Raw genomic sequence first — 17023 nt, 5'->3', positions numbered from 1 at the left:
GCCGATCTCCGACCGCGCCTTGCTCGCGACCTGGGTGGCATTCTGGGGGCTGGTGATCGCGCGCGACGACGTGGCGCGGCTCCACGACGAGCAATATGCGCATTTCCGCGGCGGGATCGAAGGATTGCTCGCCGATTGCGGCGTCCCGCCCGCCGCCTGCCGGCGCAGCGCGATCGCGATCACCGCGCTGGTCGACGGGCTGTGGCTCGAACTGTGCCTCTCGCCCGAAGTGTTCGACGCGGCCGAGGCGCGCGCGATCGCCGAGGCCCAGATCGCGGCGTTATTGGATCATCAGGCTCAGGGCGAACGGGGAGAGGTCCAGCGCGACTAGCGACGCTCCCGACGCCGCCATAGCAAGACGCCGGCCATCGCCGCGCCCGCGATTGCGAAAGCCATATCCTTCTGGCTGTCCCACGGATCGCCCTGCTGTCCGTTGTAATCGGCGGCGAGATCGGGCGAGACGGCCATCGTCAGCAGCCATTCGAAGATCTCGTAGAGCGCGCTGATCGCGCCCACGAACAGAAACGCCATCCAGATCGCTGCTTTCGGGTTCATGCCGGCATGACGTCGCACGAGTTCCGCGAACGGCCCGACCCACAGCAGCCCGAACGAGAAATGGACCAGGCGATCGAATTCGTTGCGCGCCACGCCGAAGGTCCGCGAAATGTCATGCCCGGTCAGCGCGCGCGCCCAATCGTCATAGGGGACGTTGGAGTAGGTATAGCGCCCCGCCAGCGTGTGGAGCAGGAAGAAGGCGGTCAGCGCGAGCACCGACCGGTCCGTCAGAGGAAAGCGATCGAGCAACACCGGCGCCGCCAGCAGCAGGATCACCGTCGGGATATGCTGCAGCGGCGCGATCTCGGGGAACGGCTGGCGGATGTTGGCGGCGACCACCGCGAGCGCGAGCGCGCCGAGCATCGCCAGCTGCCGCGCGGGGAGCCGGCGGAGCCTGGCGAGATACGATGTGCCGCGCGTCTCAGGCAGCGGCACGCACCGCCTCGCACACGCGGTCGACGATCGCCTCGACCTGCGCGCGATCGTCGCCCTCGGCCATCACGCGGATCACCGGCTCGGTCCCCGACGCGCGGATGACGAGCCGTCCGCGGCCTTCCAGCTCGGCTTCGGCCTCGGCGATCGCCGCCTTGACCGATGCCGTATCGAGCGGCTTGGCGCCGCGCTCGAAGCGGACGTTCTTGAGCAATTGCGGCAAGGGATCGAAGCGGTGGAGCACCTCGCTCGCCGGCGCGCCCGCGCGCTGCACCTCGGCGAGGATCTGCAGCGCCGCGACCAGCCCGTCGCCGGTCGTCCCGTAATCGGCGAGGATGATATGCCCCGATTGTTCGCCGCCGACATTATAGCCGCGCGCGCGCATCGCCTCGAGCACGTAACGGTCGCCGACCCCGGTGCGCACCAGCCCCAGCCCCTGCGCGGCAAGATGGCGTTCGAGCCCGAGGTTGGACATGATCGTCGCGACCAGCCCGCCCCCGGCGAGCTCCCCGCGCCGCGCATAGCCGGTGGCGATCGTCGCCATCAGCTGGTCGCCGTCGACCACCGCGCCGGTCTCGTCGACCACGATCAGCCGATCGGCATCGCCGTCGAGCGCGATGCCGATCGCGGCGCCGCTCGCCACCACGGTTTCGGAAAGGGTCTGCGGCGCGGTCGAGCCGACCCCGTCGTTGATGTTGCGGCCATTGGGGGTGACGCCGATCGCCACCACCTCGGCGCCCAGCTCCCACAAGGCGGCAGGGGCGACCTGATAGGCGGCGCCATTGGCGCAATCGACCACCACTTTCAGCCCGTCGAGCCTAAGGTCGGAAGGGAAGGTCGATTTGGCGAAATGGATATAGCGCCCCTGCGCGTCGTCGATCCGCCGCGCGCGGCCGATCTGGTGCGACGGCGCGAGCGCCACCGCGCCGCTTTCGGCGCCGTCGATCAGCGATTCGATCTCGAGCTCGGCCTCGTCGGACAATTTATAGCCGTCGGGGCCGAACAATTTGATCCCGTTGTCGGCGAACGGATTGTGGCTGGCGGAGATCATCACGCCGAGATCGGCGCGCATCGACTGGGTGAGCATCGCCACCGCCGGGGTGGGCATCGGCCCGGTCATCACCACGTCCATCCCGACGCTGGTGAAGCCGGCGACCAGCGCCGATTCGAGCATATAGCCCGAGAGCCGCGTATCCTTGCCGATCAGCACGCGATGGCGGTGGTCGCCGCGCTGGAAATAGGTGCCCGCGGCCATCCCGACCTTCATCGCCATCGCCGCGGTCATCGGGGTGATGTTGGTGAGGCCGCGGATCCCGTCGGTGCCGAAATATTTTCTTGCCATCGCCTGTTCCAGGCTCCCCTATCGGTTCCCTAAGCGCGGCTTAGGAGCCAAAGTCGGTCACGACAATGTCGTGAGGGCGTTTGGGCCTGGCGCCGTAGATAAGAAAGCGCGATCCAAAGGAGCAGCATGTCGCCGTCAACCCGTATCCTGCTGGCGCTGGTTGCCGGCCTCGTTATCGGCATCATGCTCGCGGGGTTCGCGCCGCAAACGGTTGATCCGGCGGTGTCGATCGCGCGGCCGCTGGGCCAGGCGTGGCTTAACGGGCTGCAGATGACGATCGTGCCGCTCGTGTTCGCGCTGCTCGTCACCGGCGTCGCGGCGACCGCCGAGGCGGCACAGGCCGGGCGCCTCGCGGCGCGCGCGGTCGGGCTGTATCTCGTCGTCATGGCCTGTTCGGCGATCGCGGCCGCCTTCCTGACGCCGCTGTTCCTCGATATCGCGCCGCTTCCGGCCGAATCCGCCGCCGCGCTGCGCGCCGCGCTCGCCGGGACGGAGACGATGCCGGCGGCGCCCGCGATCGGCGATTTCCTCGCCGGGATCGTCCCCGCCAATGTCCTCAAGGCCTCGGCGGACAGCAATTTCCTGTCGATGATCGTCTTCGCGCTGATCTTCGCCTTTGCGATCATGCGGATCGATGAGGATCTGCGCGTGCTGCTGACGCGCTTCTTCTCGGCGGTGCGCGATGCGATGCTGGTGGTGATCGGCTGGGTGTTGTGGATCGGCCCGGTCGGGGTGTTCGCGCTGGCGTTCGTCGTCGGAGCGAAGGCGGGCGGCGGCGCGTTCCACGCGCTGATCCATTATATTCTGATCGTCTCGGCGGTGGGGCTGGTCGTCTCGCTCGTCGCCTATCCGCTGGCGGTGATCGGCGGGCGCCTGCGGCTCGGCCATTATGTCCGCGCGGGATTGCCGACCCAGGCGGTGGCGATCTCGACCCAATCCTCGCTCGCCTCGCTCCCCGCGATGCTGGCGGGCGCGCGCGCGATGGGGGTGCCGGTGGCGACCGCCGGGGTGACCTTGCCGCTCGCGGTCGCGATCCTGCGCGCGACCGGCCCGGCGATGAACTTCGCGGTGGCGATCTATGTCGCCAAATGGTTCGGCGTCCCGCTCAACGCCGCGACGCTGGCGGCGGGCGCGCTGGTCGCGATGCTCACCTCGCTCGGGTCGGTCAGCTTGCCGGGGACGGTGAGCTTCGTCGGCGCGATCTCCCCGGTGTGCGCGACGATCGGCGCGCCGGTCGCGCCGCTCGGGCTGCTCGTTGCGGTCGAGACGATGCCCGATATCGTCCGCACCCTCGGCAATGTCATGTGGGATCTCGCCACCACCGTCACGCTCGCGCGCGGGCAGCGGGTGAGCGAGGACGAGGCCGATACGATCGTGGAACAAATATAGCGCCGAGGCGCTTATTGACAGCGGTGTGAGCAATCCTTATTGACATATCTGTCAGTAAGGAGCGATTCGATGGCCGCTACCCTTCCTCCCTTTCCCGGCACGACCGGTCGGCGCGATTGGCGCACCGCGTTCGAGGCGATCCGCAAATTGCTCGCCAACGGCGACGATACGGTGCAGGTGTTCCGCATCATGCGCGCGCTCAACGTCGGATCGACCGAGCGCGGTTATGCGCGGTTCCTCGCGACGCCCGAGGGCGGGCGGATGGCCTATGAGCGCGTCGAACTGGCGACGATCTTCGCCCAGCCCGGCTTCGCCGATCAATTCGCCCCCGGCACCGTCGGCGCGGCGTATCGCGATTTCCTCGTTTCGACCGGCTATTCCGCCGACGGCCTCGCCGCGGTCAGCCGCGAGGGCAGCGAGATCGAGGACATCGTTCATCCTTATGCCTGGTTCGGCCGCCGCGTCCGCGACACCCACGACATCTGGCACATCATGACCGGCTATAAGGCCGACGAGAGCCTCGGCGAGGCCGCGCTGGTCGCGTTCAGCTATGCGCAGGTCGGCGGGCTCGGCTGGGCGTTCATCGGCGCGGCGGCGGCGCTCAAGAGCCTGCGCGTCACCAAGAGCACCCTGTTCGCCAAGGCGGTGTGGGAAGGCTATCGCCACGGCCGCAAGGCGCAATGGCTGCAGGGCGAGGATTATCTCAAGCTGATGCACGAGCCGCTCGACGCGGCGCGCGCGCGGCTCGGCATCCGTCAGCCGGTCGCCTATCTCAAGGCGCAGCGCGAGCTGGGGCCGGAGCTCGCCTCCTATCTCAGCGAGCGCCGTCAGGCGACCGCCGAGGCCGGCGAGCCGCAGCGACTGGCGGCCTGATCCGCGAACCCTCCCGCTCCCTCGGGAGAGGCGATGGAGGGGGGGCTACGGCGCGCTTATTCCCTTTCGGCGCGCTGCCCCTCCATCGATCGTTCGCGGTTTTACATCCATGTCACCCCGGCCTCGTTTCGGGGTGACGAGCGTTTCGCGGTCTGGTCACCGCTGCTTCCCCGCCGTCGGATCAAACTCTATGGCGGGCACAATGCTCGACCGGCTCGTCCTCACCGATTTCCGCAATCATGCCGCGTTGACGCTCGTGCCCGCGCCCGGGTTCGTTGTGCTGACCGGCGCCAATGGTGCGGGCAAGACCAATGTGCTCGAGGCGGTGTCGCTGCTCGCGCCGGGCCGCGGGCTGCGCCGCGCGCCGCTCGGGGAGATGGCGCGGCAGGGCGGGGCGGGCGGGTTCGGGGTCGCGGCGACGCTGGCCGACGGGACCGAGATCGCCACCGGTGCGCTGGCGAGCGCCCCCGAGCGGCGCGTCGTGCGGATCAACGGCGCACCCGCGCCGGGAAACGCGCTGGCCGAGCGGCTGGCGATCCTGTGGCTGACCCCGGCGATGGACCGGCTGTTCGTCGAGCCCGCCTCGGGGCGTCGTCAGTTCCTCGACCGGCTCGCGCTCGCGCTGCATCCCGGCCACGCCACACATGCCGCGCGCTATGACGCCGCGATGCGCAGCCGCAATCGCCTGCTCGCCGAGGAGCGACCCGACCCAGAATGGCTCGGCGCGCTCGAACGGCGGATGGCCGAACACGGCGCCGCGCTCGATGCGGCGCGGCGCGAGACGGTGGAGGCGCTCGCCGCACGGCTCGCGGCGCAGCCGGCGGGCGATTTCCCGCGCGCCGCCTTGTCGCTGGAGGGCTGGGCGGGCGACGCGGCGCAGCTTGCGCGCCAGCTCCGCGACGGCCGCGCGCGCGATGCCGCCGCCGGGCGCACGCTGGCGGGGCCGCATCGCGTCGACCTCACGGTGCTACATCTCGAAAAGGATCGCGCCGCCGCGCTCGCCTCGACCGGCGAGCAAAAGGCGCTGCTGCTCGGCATCGTGCTCGCGCATGCCGATCTCGTCGCGGCGCGCACCGGTGCGGCGCCGCTGCTGTTGCTCGACGAAGTGGCGGCGCATCTCGATCCCGGCCGCCGCGCCGCTTTGTTCGCGCGGCTCGCCGGGCGCGGGCAGGTGTGGATGACCGGCACCGAACCTGCGCTCTTCGCCGATATCGACGCCGACGCGACGCGGATCGCGTTAACGGCCTAGCGCGCCCGCACAAACGTCCGTTCGCCCCTGAGCTTGTCGAAGGGCTGCACTTCTTTCGGCGGAAGAGAAGCGCAGGGCTTCGACAGGCTCGGCCCGAACGGGAGAGGTCGGTCCGGTGTAACACACGATGCCCGCAGGGCTTTACCCGGCCGGCCACGCCGCTACGCTGTGCCGATGGAGCGGGTGGAAAGGATCGCCGCGGCCCACCCGAACGAGTGGCGCGGCGGCTGGCGGGTGATCGCTGCGGCGATGATCGGCAACGGCTTCGGGCCGGGCATGTACCAGAATCTGTCGAGCCTGTTCGTGCCCGGGATGACCGCGGCATTCGACTGGACCCGTGGCGATATCGCCACCGCCGCCGGCATCGGGCTGATCGGCGCGCTCGGCGTGCCGGCGATCGGGCGGCTCGCGGACCGGCTCGGCGCCCGCCCGGTGATCGTCGGCGCGACCTTGCTGCTCGCCGCGACGCTGGCCGGTTTCGCGACGCTCGGCGGTGCCTTGTGGATCTATCAATTGCTCGTCCTATGCCTTGCGCTCAGCGTCGCGGGGACGAGCGCGGTGGTCTATGGCCGGCTGATCGCGGCGCGGTTCGTCACGCATCGCGGGATCGCGCTGGGGGTCGCGACCTCGGGGCTGTCGCTCTCGACGCTGGTGCTGTCGCCGCTTGTCGCCGGGGTGATCGCGCGGCACGGCTGGCGCGTCGGCTTCGCTGTGCTCGTCGCGCTGGTGCTGGCGGTGGCGTTGCCCGCGGTGCTGCTGCTGTTGCGCGGCGTCGTCGTCGCGCCGGTCCACCGTGCCGGCGAGGCTGAGGATATCGCGCCCGAAACGCTGCTCGCCGGGATGAGCGCGCGCGAGGCGCGGCGCGACGCGCGCTTCTGGCGGCTCGGGCTGGCGGTGGCGCTGGTCAGCCTCGCCAGCGTCGGGCTGATCACCCAGCTCGCGCCGTTCGGCACCGACCGCGGGCTCGGGCTCGAACAGGCAGCGTTGCTCGTCACCGCGTTCGGCGCGAGCCAGATCGTCGGGCGGCTGGCGATGGGGCTGCTGGTCGATCGTTTTCCGGCACGGCTGATCGCTGCCGGCTTCGCCGCGATCTCGGCGGCGGCCTTCGCCGGGTTGCTGCTGCCGGGATCGGGCGTGGCGGGGCTGGCAGCCTTGGTGTTCGCGGCGCTGCTGATGAACGGCGCGGAGAACGATCTGCTGCCGTTCCTCACCGCGCGGCTGTTCGGGCTCCGCGCCTATGGCGAAACCTATGGCGCGCTGCTGACGATGTCGCTGTTCGGCACCGCATCGGGGATCGTGATGTTCGGCCGGCTTTACGACGCTACCGGCAATTATGCCTGGCCGCTGTCGATCGCCGCCGGCGCGCTGGCGCTCGCCGCGCTGCTGTTCCTGACGCTGACCGAGCGACGCGAGGGCGAAGCGCTATAATCGCGTGCCATTTCGCTTTCGTTGCAGCGCCGCAATGCCTATATGATTGGCATGGCAGAACCCCAGAATTCGGAATATGGCGCTTCCTCGATCAAGGTGCTGAAGGGCCTGGACGCGGTGCGCAAGCGCCCCGGCATGTATATCGGCGATACCGACGACGGATCGGGCCTCCACCATATGGTGTTCGAGGTCTCCGACAATGCGATCGACGAGGCGCTCGCCGGGCATTGCGACCGCATCGACATCATGCTCAACGCCGATGGATCGGTCTCGGTCACAGACAACGGCCGCGGCATCCCGACCGGTATCCACCCGGAAGAGGGCGTTTCGGCGGCCGAGGTCATCATGACCCAGCTCCACGCCGGGGGTAAGTTCGAGAATACCTCGGACGACAATGCCTATAAGGTTTCGGGCGGGCTCCACGGGGTCGGCGTCAGCGTGGTCAACGCGCTGAGCGAATGGCTCGATCTCACGATCTGGCGCGACGGCGAGGAGCATTATATGCGCTTCGCCCACGGCGATGCGGTCGCCCCGCTCAAGGTGGTCGGCAAGGCCGAAGGGAAGAAGGGGACGCGCGTCACCTTCCTGCCCTCGCCCGCGACGTTCAAGATCACCGAATTCGATTTCGAGAAGCTCGAGCATCGCTATCGCGAGCTCGCGTTCCTCAATTCGGGGGTCCGCCTGTTCCTCACCGATGCGCGGCACGAGGAGCCCAAGACGGTCGAGCTTTACTATGAGGGCGGGATCGCCGCTTTCGTGAAGTGGCTCGATCGCGCCAAGCAGCCGCTGATGCCCGATCCGATCGCGATCACCGGCCACCGTGACGATATCGGGATCGACGTCGCGCTGGAGTGGAACGACAGCTATTACGAAAACGTCCTCTGCTTCACCAACAACATCCCGCAGCGCGACGGCGGCACCCATCTCGCCGCATTCCGCTCGGCGCTGACCCGCACGCTCAACGGCTATGCCGAAAAGTCGGGCATCCTGAAGAAGGAGAAGGTCAACCTTACCGGCGACGATATGCGCGAGGGGCTGACCGCGATCGTCTCGGTCAAATTGCCCGATCCCAAATTCTCCTCGCAGACCAAGGACAAACTGGTCAGTTCCGAGGTGCGCCAGCCGCTCGAAAGCCTGATGGCGGACAAGATGGCCGAATGGCTGGAGGAAAATCCGGCGCATGCGCGGACGATCATCCAGAAGATCATCGACGCCGCCGCCGCGCGCGAAGCCGCGCGCAAGGCGCGCGAGGCGAGCCGCAAATCGGTGATGGGAGTCGCGAGCCTGCCGGGCAAGCTCGCCGACTGCCAGGAGAAGGATCCGGCCAAGTCCGAATTGTTCATCGTCGAGGGCGATTCGGCCGGCGGCTCGGCCAAGCAGGGCCGCGACCGGCATTTCCAGGCGATCCTCCCGCTGCGCGGCAAGATCCTCAACGTCGAGCGCGCGCGGTTCGATCGCATGCTCTCATCGCGCGAGATCGGCACGCTGATCCAGGCGATGGGCACCGGGATCGGGCGCGACGAATTCAACGCCGAGAAACTGCGCTACCACAAGATCGTCATCATGACCGACGCCGACGTCGACGGCGCGCATATCCGCACGCTTCTGCTGACCTTCTTCTACCGCCAGGTGCCCGAACTGATCGAGCGCGGGCATCTCTATATCGCGCAGCCGCCGCTCTATAAGGCGACGCGCGGCCGGTCCGAGGTCTATCTCAAGGACGAAAAGGCGCTCGACGATTATCTCGTCGATGCCGGCGTCAACGCGATGGTGTTCGAAACCGCGGGCGGCGCGCGCTCGGGGCAGGATCTCGCGGCGCTGCTCGATCATGCGCGGCGGATGCGCACGCTGATGCGCTATGTCCCGCGGCGCTACGATCCGGTGATCATCGAGGCGCTCGCGCTGGCCGGCGCGCTCGATCCCGAGCTGAGCCGCGCCGGACGCGAGGCGACCGTCGCGGAGGTTTCGCGGCGGCTCGACGCAGGCGATCGCGAGGCGACCTGGTCGGCGCGGTTGACCGAGGACGGCGGGATCCATTTCGAGCGGCTGTGGCGCGGGGTGACCGACCATCATGTCGTCGAGGCGGCGTTCATCGCTTCGGCCGAGGCGCGCAAGCTCCACACGCTGGCTGCTGAACAGGCCGAAACCTTCGCGGCGGCGGGCAAGCTCGTTCCCAACAAGGGCGCGCCGCAGGCCGAGGAAACCACGTCGGGCGACGAGGAAGAGGGCGAGCAGGCGGCAGCGACCGTGGGGATCGGCAAGGGCGAGACGCTCGTCGCGCGGCCGTCGCAACTGCTCGAGGCGGTGCTCGCAGCGGGGCGCAAGGGGCTTGCGATCCAGCGCTACAAGGGGCTGGGCGAAATGAACCCCGAGCAATTGTGGGAAACCACGCTCGATCCGTCCAACCGCTCGATGCTCAAGGTGGCGATCGATCAGGCCGATGTCGCCGACGAGATCTTCACCCGGCTGATGGGCGACGTGGTCGAGCCGCGCCGCGAGTTCATCCAGGAGAATGCGCTGTCGGTGGCGAACCTCGACGTTTGATTCGACGGCCTACCCACCCCGTTCGGGCTGAGCCTGTCGAAGCCCTGCACTTTTCTTCCGAAGAAAGTGCAGCCCTTCGACAAGCTCAGGGCGAACGGCGGTGCGTTAATGCAGCGCGATCTCCTTGCCGCCCTTCACCACTCCGACGACATGCTCCAGCGCGCGGATATCGGTGAGCGGATCGCCTTCGACCGCGATCATATCGGCATAATGGCCGGGCGACAGCGCGCCGACGTCGGCGCTTTTGCCGAGCAGCGCCGCCGACACCACCGTGGCGGACTGGATCGCCTGCATCGGGGTCATGCCGTAGCGCACCATATAGGCGAATTGCCGCGCGTTGAGCCCGTGGGGATAGACCCCGGCATCGGTGCCGAACGATAATTTCACCCCGAGTTTCACCGCTTTGGCGAAACCCTGTCGTTGCGCCTCGGTCGTCTCGCGGTTCTTGCGGAGATATTCCGCCGGCCAGCCCGCCTTGGTCCCCTCGGCGTCGATCCAGTCGCCGTCGAAGATGTCCATATCGAGCCACACCCCGGAATCACGCGCCATTTTGAGCCCTTCGTCGTCGATCAGGCTGGCATGCTCGATCGAGCGCGCGCCGGCGCGGATCGCGGCCTTCACCCCCTCGGCGCCGTGCGCATGGGCGATGCAATAGCTGCCGTGGCGCTTCGCCGCGTCGCACGCGGCCTTCATCTCCTCGGGAGTCAGTTCGAGCGCACCGGGAGTCGAGCCGACCGCGAGCACCGCGCCGGTGGCGATCATCTTGATGAAATCGGCGCCGCGGCCGAACAGCATGTCGACCGCGTTGCGCGCGTCGTCGGCGTTGCGGACGTAACCCAGCTTCATATCGTCGGGCACCGGCACGTCGGGTGCCGCGCCGGTCACCGCGCCGCCGCCGTTGGGGATCGTGATATAGGCGCCCGCCACCACCATCCGCGGCCCCTCCACGTCGCCGGCCTCGATCGCATCGCGCAACGCGACGTCGGAAAGCCCGCGGAACACCCCGACGTCGCGGACCGTGGTGAACCCGGCCTGCAGCGTCTCGCGCGCGCGCCGCGCGCCCTTCAGGATCGTCGCGGTGGCGCTGTGGTGGAGCGGCTCGGCCGGGTCGCTGCTGTCGGCCCAGCCGTCGGCGACATGCGTGTGGCAATCGATCAGCCCGGGAAGCACGGTCAGCTTCGACCAGTCGATCAGCACCGCGGTCGCCGGCGGCGGGGTCCACGGCTGTACCGCGGTGACGCGCCCGTCGGTGATTTCGATGCGCTGGTTGGTCAGCACGCGGCCGCTTTCGGGATCGATCAGCCGCCCGGCCAGCACGTAGCGCGTCTCCGCCTGGGCGCCAGACGCTGCCGCCAGCGCCAGCGCCAATCCGATCAGTCTCATGCTTGCTTCCCCCTTCGCGGCTGCGCGTTCCTTGCTTGTCGCGATTTCCCAGTCGGCAGGTGATTTCACCCGCCTCGAAATCGCTCTATGCCAGCTTCATGCTAGAGATGCGCCCTGATTGCGAACGCTGCGGCGTCGATTTGCCGGCGGATGAGGGCGGTGCCTTCATCTGCTCGTTCGAATGCACCTTCTGCGCCGAATGCGCCGACCAGCTCGACGAGGTCTGCCCCAATTGCGGCGGCGAATTGCTCGACCGGCCGGCGCGGGTCGGCGCGGCGCTGAAGAAATTCCCGGGCGCGACCGAACGCCGTTTCAAAGGGTGACCGCGATGACGCCGCGCGTGCTGATCGTCGCCGGCTCCGATTCGGGCGGCGGCGCGGGGATCCAGGCCGATATCCGCACGGTGACGATGCTCGGCGGTCATGCGATGACCGCGATCGCCGCGATCACCGCGCAGAACACTTTGGGGGTGCAGGCGATCCACGCCGTCCCGCCCGAAATGGTCGTCGCGCAGATGAACAGCGTGATCGACGATATCGGGGTCGATGCGGTGAAGATCGGGATGATCGGCGCGGCCGAGACCGCCGCGGCGGTGGCGACGGTGCTCGAAGCGCTGCCGGGCGTGCCGATCGTGTTCGACCCGGTGATGGTTGCGACCTCGGGGGCGGTATTGGCCGACGCGGCGACGGTCGAGGCGTTCGAACGGCTGATGCGGATCGCGACGCTCGTCACCCCCAATCTGCCCGAGGCGGCGGCGCTCGGCGGGGTGGAGGCGATCCGCGCGCACGGTGCTGCGGTGCTGCTCAAGGGCGGGCATGATGCGGGCGATGTGATCGCCGACACGCTGATCGCCGCGGACGGCACGCGCCAAACCTGGCAGGCGGTGCGAATCGAGACGGTCCACACCCACGGCACCGGCTGCACCCTTGCCAGCGCGATCGCCACCGGCGTGGCGCGCGGGCTGCCTTTGGCCGAGGCGGTGGCGCGCGCGCGGTTGTTCGTGCGGATCGCGCTGTGCGAGGCGCCCGGCTTCGGCGCGGGGCACGGCCCGATGGGGCATCATCGAGTACGGCTCGACAATGATCTCGGCGCGCCGACCCCCAATCAGATTACCTTGCCCGCGACCGATCATGCCGCGAGCTTCGCTTTCTATCGCGCGCTTGGTCTCACGCCGATCGTCGACAGCGACGCACGTTATGCGCGATTCGAAAGCGCTGGCGGCACGACCTTGTCGATCGAGGCGGCGGCTGAAGTCGGGGGGCGGGCGATTGTGTTCATAGAGGTGGCCGATCTCGACGCCGCGGTCGCCGTTGCCCGCGCGCAGGGCATCGAGGTGGCGGACCCGGTCGATCAATCATGGGGGTGGCGCGAGGCGCGGCTCGCCGATCCGGCGGGCAATGCGCTCTGCCTTTATAGCGCTGGCGAGAATCGGCGTTTCCCGCCATGGCGGCTGACATGCCCGGACTGAAGCACGAGCGCCTCTTCCCCTTTCCCGTCGCGGGGGTCGACGAGGCAGGGCGCGGGCCGCTTGCCGGGCCGGTGGTCGCCGCAGCGGTGATCCTGCCCGCCAAGGGCGTGCCCCGCGGGATCGACGATTCGAAGAAACTCACCGCCGCGACCCGCGCCACATTGTGCGCGCGGATCACCGGCTGCGCGACGGTCGGCATCGGGGTGGTCGAGGCCGAGGAGATCGATACGCTCAACATCCACTGGGCGACGATGAAGGCGATGACGCTCGCGGTGGATGCGGTGGCGGCGACGCTCGGCCATGCGCCGGGGCATGTGCTGGTCGACGGCAACCGCCTGCCGCGCTGGGATTATCTCGCGACCGCCTTGGTCGGCGGCGACGCCTTGTCGCTGTCGATCGCCGCGGCGTCGATCGTCGCCAAGCACCACCGCGACGAGATCATGTTGCGCCACCACGCGGATTATCCGCATTACGGCTGGGCCTCGAACAAGGGCTATGGCAGCGCGGCGCATCTGCGCGCGCTCGACGAACATGGCCCGTCGCCGCTGCATCGACGCAGCTTCGCGCCGGTCGCGCAGGCTTTTTTGGTGTCGTGAGGCGCGATTCGGGGTGCCGAATGAGCCTGAGGTGAAAAAAATTGCTATCGTTCCGGGCGGTGAGTCTTTCGCGTCACACCGCGAGATGTTGAGTCAAGCGACGCGGGCGGGACTCAACATCTGCCGGCGGACTCGTAATGTTCCACTTCGTTAACGTTTTCGCAACGCGGTTCGTTAACCAATGATCGCTTGACGGATTCCACATCCTTCGCGCTTCTGGCGCTTCACGAAGGGGGTATGCATGGGGGTCATCGAGAAGATTGCGGCGAAGCGCGGGCAGGTCGATGCCGGCGTCGCGGCCGATGCGGCGGTGCTGCCGCTCGATCAGATCCTGATGGGCGATTGCATCGCGATGATGCGCGCGCTGCCGGCCAAGTCGGTCGACATGATCTTCGCCGATCCGCCCTACAATTTGCAGCTCGGCGGTGAATTGTTCCGCCCGGACGGCAGCCATGTCGATGCGGTCACCGACGATTGGGACAAGTTCGATACCTTCGCGGCCTATGACGCCTTCACCCGCGCCTGGCTGAAGGAAGCGCACCGCATCCTCAAGGATAATGGCACGATCTGGGTGATCGGCAGCTATCACAACATCTTCCGCGTCGGTGCGGCGGTGCAGGATCTCGGTTATTGGATCCTCAACGACATCATCTGGCGCAAGGCCAATCCGATGCCGAACTTCCGCGGCACGCGCTTCACCAACGCGCATGAAACGCTGATCTGGGCGTCGAAGGGCGAGAAGTCGAAATATACCTTCAACTATCGCAGCATGAAGACGCTCAACGACGAGCTGCAGATGCGCTCGGACTGGGAATTCCCGATCTGCGGCGGGCAGGAGCGGCTCAAGCGCAACGGGCAGAAGGTTCATCCGACGCAAAAGCCGGAAGCGTTGCTCTATCGCATCCTGCTCGCCTGCACCAAGCCGGGCGACGTGGTGCTCGATCCGTTCTTCGGCACCGGCACGACCGGCGCGGTGGCGAAGCGGCTCGGGCGGCACTGGATCGGGATCGAGCGCGAGCCGGGCTATTGCTCGGCGGCGATCGAACGCATCACCGACGCGCTGCCGCTCGACGAATCGGCGCTGTCGACGATGCAGTCGCCCAAGCAGCAGCCCAAGGTGGCGTTCGGCGTGCTGGTCGAGAATGCGATGCTTCCCGCCGGCAGCGTGCTGACCGACGCCAAGCGCCGCTTCCGCGCGACGGTTCGCGCCGACGGCAGCCTTGCCGGCGAATGCGGGACGATCGGTTCGATCCACAAGCTCGGCGCGACCTTGCAGAATGCGCCGGCGTGCAACGGTTGGACCTTCTGGCATTATGAGGCCGAGGACGGGCTTAAGCCGATCGACGCGCTGCGGCAGAATTACCTGCTCGCGACGCAGATTTAGGGACGAGATTCCCTCTCCCCGTTCGGGCTGAGCCTGTCGAAGCCCTGCACTTTCTTCCGACGAAGAAGTACAGCCCTTCGACAAGCTCAGGGCGAACGGGGGAGTTCGGTGAAACGAATGTCTAACCTGCACCTCCGCCCGATCCATTTCGTCGACACACCGGTCGGGCTACCCGAGGGCACGGTCGTAAGGCTTGCGGGCGGGATGCAGTGGTTCGCGGCTTACGAATTGCGCGAAGGCGGCACCCGGCGGATCGTCGCCGTCGCCGACATACAGAACCACGGCGAGCGTGCCGCGCTGCTCCACCAGCGCGTCACCGCGCCGCGCGCGCCGCTCACGCTGGGTGAGCGCATCTTGCGTTTCGATCAGCCGGTGGTCGCCGGCATCCTCAACGTGACCCCCGATAGTTTCTCCGACGGCGGGGCGCATCATGACGATCCGGCCGGCGCTGCGGCGGCGGGGATCGATATGCTCGCGGCGGGCGCGGGGCTGATCGATCTCGGCGGCGAATCGACCCGCCCTGGCGCGCCGCTGGTCTGGGAAGGCGACGAGGCCAAGCGGGTCGCGCCGGTGATCGAGCGGCTCGCGGCGGCGGGCGCGTTGGTTTCGATCGACACCCGCAAGGCGCCGGTGATGGAAGCCGCGCTCGCGGCGGGCGCGACGATCGTCAACGACGTGTCGGCGCTGCTGTGGGACGATCGTTCGGCGGGCGTCGTGGCGCGCGCGGGGTGCCCGGTGATCCTGATGCACTCGCCCGATCCGAAACAGGGGCCGCACGGCGGCACCGGCTATGCCGATGTGGTGGGCGAGGTGTTCGACTGGCTCGAGGCGCGGATCGCCGCTGCGGTTTCGGCCGGCATCGATCGCGCGCACATCATGGTCGATCCGGGGATCGGCTTCGGCAAGTCGCTGGCGGACAATCTCGCGTTGATCAACGATCTCGCGCTGTTCCACGGGCTCGGCTGCCCGATCATGCTCGGCGCGAGCCGCAAAAGGATGATCGGCGCACTGTCCAACGAGGCGCCGGTGCGCGAGCGGTTGGGCGGTTCGATCGCGCTGGCGCTGAAGGGCGCAGAGGCCGGCGTGCAGCTGCTGCGCGTCCATGACGTCGCCGAGACGGTGCAGGCGCTGCGCGTGTGGCGTGGCCTGCGCGATCGCGCCTTGCTAGGCTGAGCCGCGATGCTCGACCTTATCTGCCTCGATGCCGACGATACGCTTTGGCACAATATGCGCTTCTTCGCCGCGGCAGAGGAGGCGTTACTGGCGATGCTCGCGCCGTTCGCCGACGCCGGTATCGCGCGCGAGGCAATGGCCGCGGCCGAGCTGCGCAATCTCGCGCATTATGGATATGGCGCGAAAAGCTTTACGCTCTCGATGATCGAGGCGGCGCTCGATCTGGGCGGCGATGCGCTGCCGCTTTCGGCGATCCGCGAGATATTGGCGGCGGGAAAGACCTTGCTCGCGCATCCGGTCGAGCTGTTCGAGGGGATCGAGGACACGCTCGATCAGCTTGCCGCGCGTGCGCGGCTGGTGCTCGTCACCAAGGGCGATCTGCTCCACCAGGAAACCAAGCTCGCCGCCTCGGGGCTGGGCAGCCGGTTCGCCGGGATCGAGATCGTCAGCGACAAGACCCCCGACACGTTCCGCCGGCTGTTCGCGCGTTATGACGCACGGCCCGAACGCTGCGTGATGGCGGGCGATTCGATGCGCTCGGATGTGCTGCCCGCGCTCGCCGCGGGGGCATGGGCGGTATTCATCCCGCAGGCCGGCGCCTGGGCGCATGAGGCGGCCGCGCCCCCGGAGGATCGCGCGCGCTTCGCGACGCTCGACCGGCTGGCCGATCTGCCGGCGTGGATCGACCGGATCGCCTGACCGTCGTCCAGCTTGCGCTGGGGTGACGGCCGCCAGTTAGGCCGCGTTGTCGATGCCGAGTTCGACCAGCTTGCGATAGAGCGTCGAGCGCCCGATCCCGAGCCGGCGCGCGACTTCGGTCATACGGCCGCGATAATGGCCGATCGCGAGGCGAATCACGTCGGCCTCGATTTCCTCGAGCGAGCGCAGATGCCCGTCGGTGCGGAATAAGGTGACCCCGCCCGAGGTGCTGATCTGCTGCGCGTGCGACGGATGGCCGCGACGCCCGGCGAGCGCGGCGATCTGTGGGAAGTCACCCCGCGTCAGCGCGTCGCCCTCGCACAGCACCGCGGCGCGGAACAAGGCGTTCTGGAGCTGGCGGACGTTGCCCGGCCAATCATATTCGACGAGCAGCGCGAGCGCGTCGTCGGTGATGCCGAACTGGCGCAGCCCGGGCTGGCGCGCGATTCGCGCGAGCAGGTGGCGCGCGAGCGCCGGGATATCGCCGGTGCGATCGCGCAACGGCGGG

17 protein-coding genes (1 of these 17 running past the window's edge) are annotated in these 17023 nt (G+C 68.3%); 13 read left to right on the top strand and 4 right to left on the bottom strand.

The annotated features are described in order from the left end of the window. Both BGN95_RS22905 and BGN95_RS22900 read left to right on the top strand, forming a co-directional pair. On the top strand, positions 1-56 hold the final stretch of the coding sequence (locus BGN95_RS22905; protein WP_502688339.1) for a TetR/AcrR family transcriptional regulator. Its footprint begins 253 nt before the window's first position; 56 of the gene's 309 nt are visible here — the last part of the coding sequence; its start codon lies beyond the left edge, outside the window; the stop codon is at positions 54-56. Beyond that, a complete protein-coding gene (locus tag BGN95_RS22900) occupies positions 35-331 on the top strand; it encodes a TetR family transcriptional regulator C-terminal domain-containing protein (RefSeq protein WP_286774120.1) in 297 nt (98 codons plus the stop codon). Before BGN95_RS22905 ends, BGN95_RS22900 begins: the two co-directional genes overlap by 22 nt. Here BGN95_RS22900 and BGN95_RS22895 read toward each other — a convergent pair. Both BGN95_RS22895 and glmM read right to left on the bottom strand, forming a co-directional pair. Further along, the gene (locus BGN95_RS22895) at positions 328-918 is read right to left on the bottom strand and encodes a DUF2238 domain-containing protein (RefSeq protein ID WP_502688342.1); all 591 of its coding nucleotides are present in this window, start codon (positions 916-918) and stop codon (positions 328-330) included. The two genes, BGN95_RS22900 and BGN95_RS22895, sit on opposite strands and share 4 nt — an antisense overlap. A 58-nt stretch (positions 919-976) precedes the next feature. Then, the gene (glmM, locus tag BGN95_RS22890) at positions 977-2329 is read right to left on the bottom strand and encodes a phosphoglucosamine mutase (RefSeq protein ID WP_265313465.1); all 1353 of its coding nucleotides are present in this window, start codon (positions 2327-2329) and stop codon (positions 977-979) included. Positions 2330-2455: 126 nt separating this feature from the next. Here glmM and BGN95_RS22885 point away from each other — a divergent pair, with 126 nt between their 5' ends. The 5 genes from BGN95_RS22885 to gyrB all read left to right on the top strand — a co-directional run bounded on the left by BGN95_RS22885 (position 2456) and on the right by gyrB (position 9812). After that, positions 2456-3718: a dicarboxylate/amino acid:cation symporter gene (locus BGN95_RS22885; RefSeq protein WP_265313466.1), complete on the top strand. Its 1263-nt coding sequence runs from the start codon at positions 2456-2458 to the stop codon at positions 3716-3718. Between the two features lie 69 nt (positions 3719-3787). Beyond that, positions 3788-4591: a Coq4 family protein gene (locus BGN95_RS22880; RefSeq protein WP_265270653.1), complete on the top strand. Its 804-nt coding sequence runs from the start codon at positions 3788-3790 to the stop codon at positions 4589-4591. A 202-nt stretch (positions 4592-4793) separates the two neighbouring features. After that, the gene (gene recF, locus BGN95_RS22875) at positions 4794-5840 is read left to right on the top strand and encodes a DNA replication/repair protein RecF (protein ID WP_286774118.1); all 1047 of its coding nucleotides are present in this window, start codon (positions 4794-4796) and stop codon (positions 5838-5840) included. Positions 5841-6023: 183 nt separating this feature from the next. Then, positions 6024-7268 carry an MFS transporter gene (locus BGN95_RS22870; RefSeq protein ID WP_286774117.1) on the top strand — a complete coding sequence of 415 codons (1245 nt, stop codon included), beginning with the start codon at positions 6024-6026 and terminating at the stop codon, positions 7266-7268. 51 nt (positions 7269-7319) lie between these two features. Continuing rightward, positions 7320-9812, top strand: coding sequence for a DNA topoisomerase (ATP-hydrolyzing) subunit B (gene gyrB, locus BGN95_RS22865; RefSeq protein ID WP_265270657.1), 2493 nt, complete (start codon positions 7320-7322; stop codon positions 9810-9812). 105 nt (positions 9813-9917) lie between these two features. On the opposite strand, the gene BGN95_RS22860 is transcribed toward gyrB, so the two are convergent. Further along, positions 9918-11195: a Xaa-Pro dipeptidase gene (locus BGN95_RS22860; RefSeq protein WP_286774116.1), complete on the bottom strand. Its 1278-nt coding sequence runs from the start codon at positions 11193-11195 to the stop codon at positions 9918-9920. A gap of 98 nt (positions 11196-11293) precedes the next feature. Between BGN95_RS22860 and BGN95_RS22855 the strand changes: the two genes are divergently transcribed. From BGN95_RS22855 to BGN95_RS22830, 6 genes are all read left to right on the top strand, one after another. After that, positions 11294-11518, top strand: a complete 225-nt coding sequence (locus BGN95_RS22855; RefSeq protein WP_265313484.1) for a DUF1272 domain-containing protein — start codon at positions 11294-11296, stop codon at positions 11516-11518. A 5-nt stretch (positions 11519-11523) separates the two neighbouring features. Next, positions 11524-12663 (top strand): bifunctional hydroxymethylpyrimidine kinase/phosphomethylpyrimidine kinase, encoded by a 1140-nt coding sequence (gene thiD / locus BGN95_RS22850; protein WP_286774115.1) that lies wholly within the window; start codon positions 11524-11526, stop codon positions 12661-12663. Beyond that, entirely contained in the window at positions 12651-13259 is a 609-nt protein-coding gene (gene rnhB, locus BGN95_RS22845) for a ribonuclease HII (RefSeq protein WP_179512737.1), read from the top strand. The genes thiD and rnhB overlap by 13 nt, the downstream gene beginning before the upstream one ends. A 241-nt stretch (positions 13260-13500) precedes the next feature. Then, positions 13501-14643, top strand: coding sequence for a site-specific DNA-methyltransferase (locus BGN95_RS22840; RefSeq protein ID WP_284699566.1), 1143 nt, complete (start codon positions 13501-13503; stop codon positions 14641-14643). A gap of 117 nt (positions 14644-14760) precedes the next feature. Continuing rightward, a complete protein-coding gene (gene folP, locus BGN95_RS22835) occupies positions 14761-15816 on the top strand; it encodes a dihydropteroate synthase (RefSeq protein WP_286774114.1) in 1056 nt (351 codons plus the stop codon). A 6-nt stretch (positions 15817-15822) separates the two neighbouring features. Continuing rightward, a complete protein-coding gene (locus BGN95_RS22830; RefSeq protein ID WP_286774113.1) occupies positions 15823-16515 on the top strand; it encodes an HAD family hydrolase in 693 nt (230 codons plus the stop codon). 36 nt (positions 16516-16551) lie between these two features. On the opposite strand, the gene BGN95_RS22825 is transcribed toward BGN95_RS22830, so the two are convergent. Then, positions 16552-17023 (bottom strand): AAA-type ATPase lid domain-containing protein (locus tag BGN95_RS22825; protein ID WP_286774112.1); only part of this gene is annotated, 472 nt, incomplete at its 5' end.

The sequence above is a fragment of the Sphingomonas sp. 66-10 genome (genome assembly GCF_001897045.1).
GTDB lineage: Bacteria > Pseudomonadota > Alphaproteobacteria > Sphingomonadales > Sphingomonadaceae > Sphingomonas > Sphingomonas lycopersici.
The sequence above is the reverse complement of the archived record's forward strand: the minus strand, read 5'-3'. Positions and strand labels throughout refer to the sequence as shown.

Excerpts from the sequence above, each read along its gene's own strand:
- BGN95_RS22895 (WP_502688342.1), bottom strand. The coding sequence starts at position 918 with ATGCTCGGCGCGCTCGCGCTCGCGGTGGTCGCCGCCAACATCCGCCAG.
- glmM (WP_265313465.1), bottom strand. The coding sequence starts at position 2,329 with ATGGCAAGAAAATATTTCGGCACCGACGGGATCCGCGGCCTCACCAAC.
- BGN95_RS22885 (WP_265313466.1), top strand. The coding sequence starts at position 2,456 with ATGTCGCCGTCAACCCGTATCCTGCTGGCGCTGGTTGCCGGCCTCGTT.
- BGN95_RS22880 (WP_265270653.1), top strand. The coding sequence starts at position 3,788 with ATGGCCGCTACCCTTCCTCCCTTTCCCGGCACGACCGGTCGGCGCGAT.
- recF (WP_286774118.1), top strand. The coding sequence starts at position 4,794 with ATGCTCGACCGGCTCGTCCTCACCGATTTCCGCAATCATGCCGCGTTG.
- gyrB (WP_265270657.1), top strand. The coding sequence starts at position 7,320 with ATGGCAGAACCCCAGAATTCGGAATATGGCGCTTCCTCGATCAAGGTG.
- BGN95_RS22860 (WP_286774116.1), bottom strand. The coding sequence starts at position 11,195 with ATGAGACTGATCGGATTGGCGCTGGCGCTGGCGGCAGCGTCTGGCGCC.
- BGN95_RS22855 (WP_265313484.1), top strand. The coding sequence starts at position 11,294 with ATGCTAGAGATGCGCCCTGATTGCGAACGCTGCGGCGTCGATTTGCCG.
- thiD (WP_286774115.1), top strand. The coding sequence starts at position 11,524 with ATGACGCCGCGCGTGCTGATCGTCGCCGGCTCCGATTCGGGCGGCGGC.
- rnhB (WP_179512737.1), top strand. The coding sequence starts at position 12,651 with ATGCCCGGACTGAAGCACGAGCGCCTCTTCCCCTTTCCCGTCGCGGGG.
- BGN95_RS22840 (WP_284699566.1), top strand. The coding sequence starts at position 13,501 with ATGGGGGTCATCGAGAAGATTGCGGCGAAGCGCGGGCAGGTCGATGCC.
- folP (WP_286774114.1), top strand. The coding sequence starts at position 14,761 with ATGTCTAACCTGCACCTCCGCCCGATCCATTTCGTCGACACACCGGTC.
- BGN95_RS22830 (WP_286774113.1), top strand. The coding sequence starts at position 15,823 with ATGCTCGACCTTATCTGCCTCGATGCCGACGATACGCTTTGGCACAAT.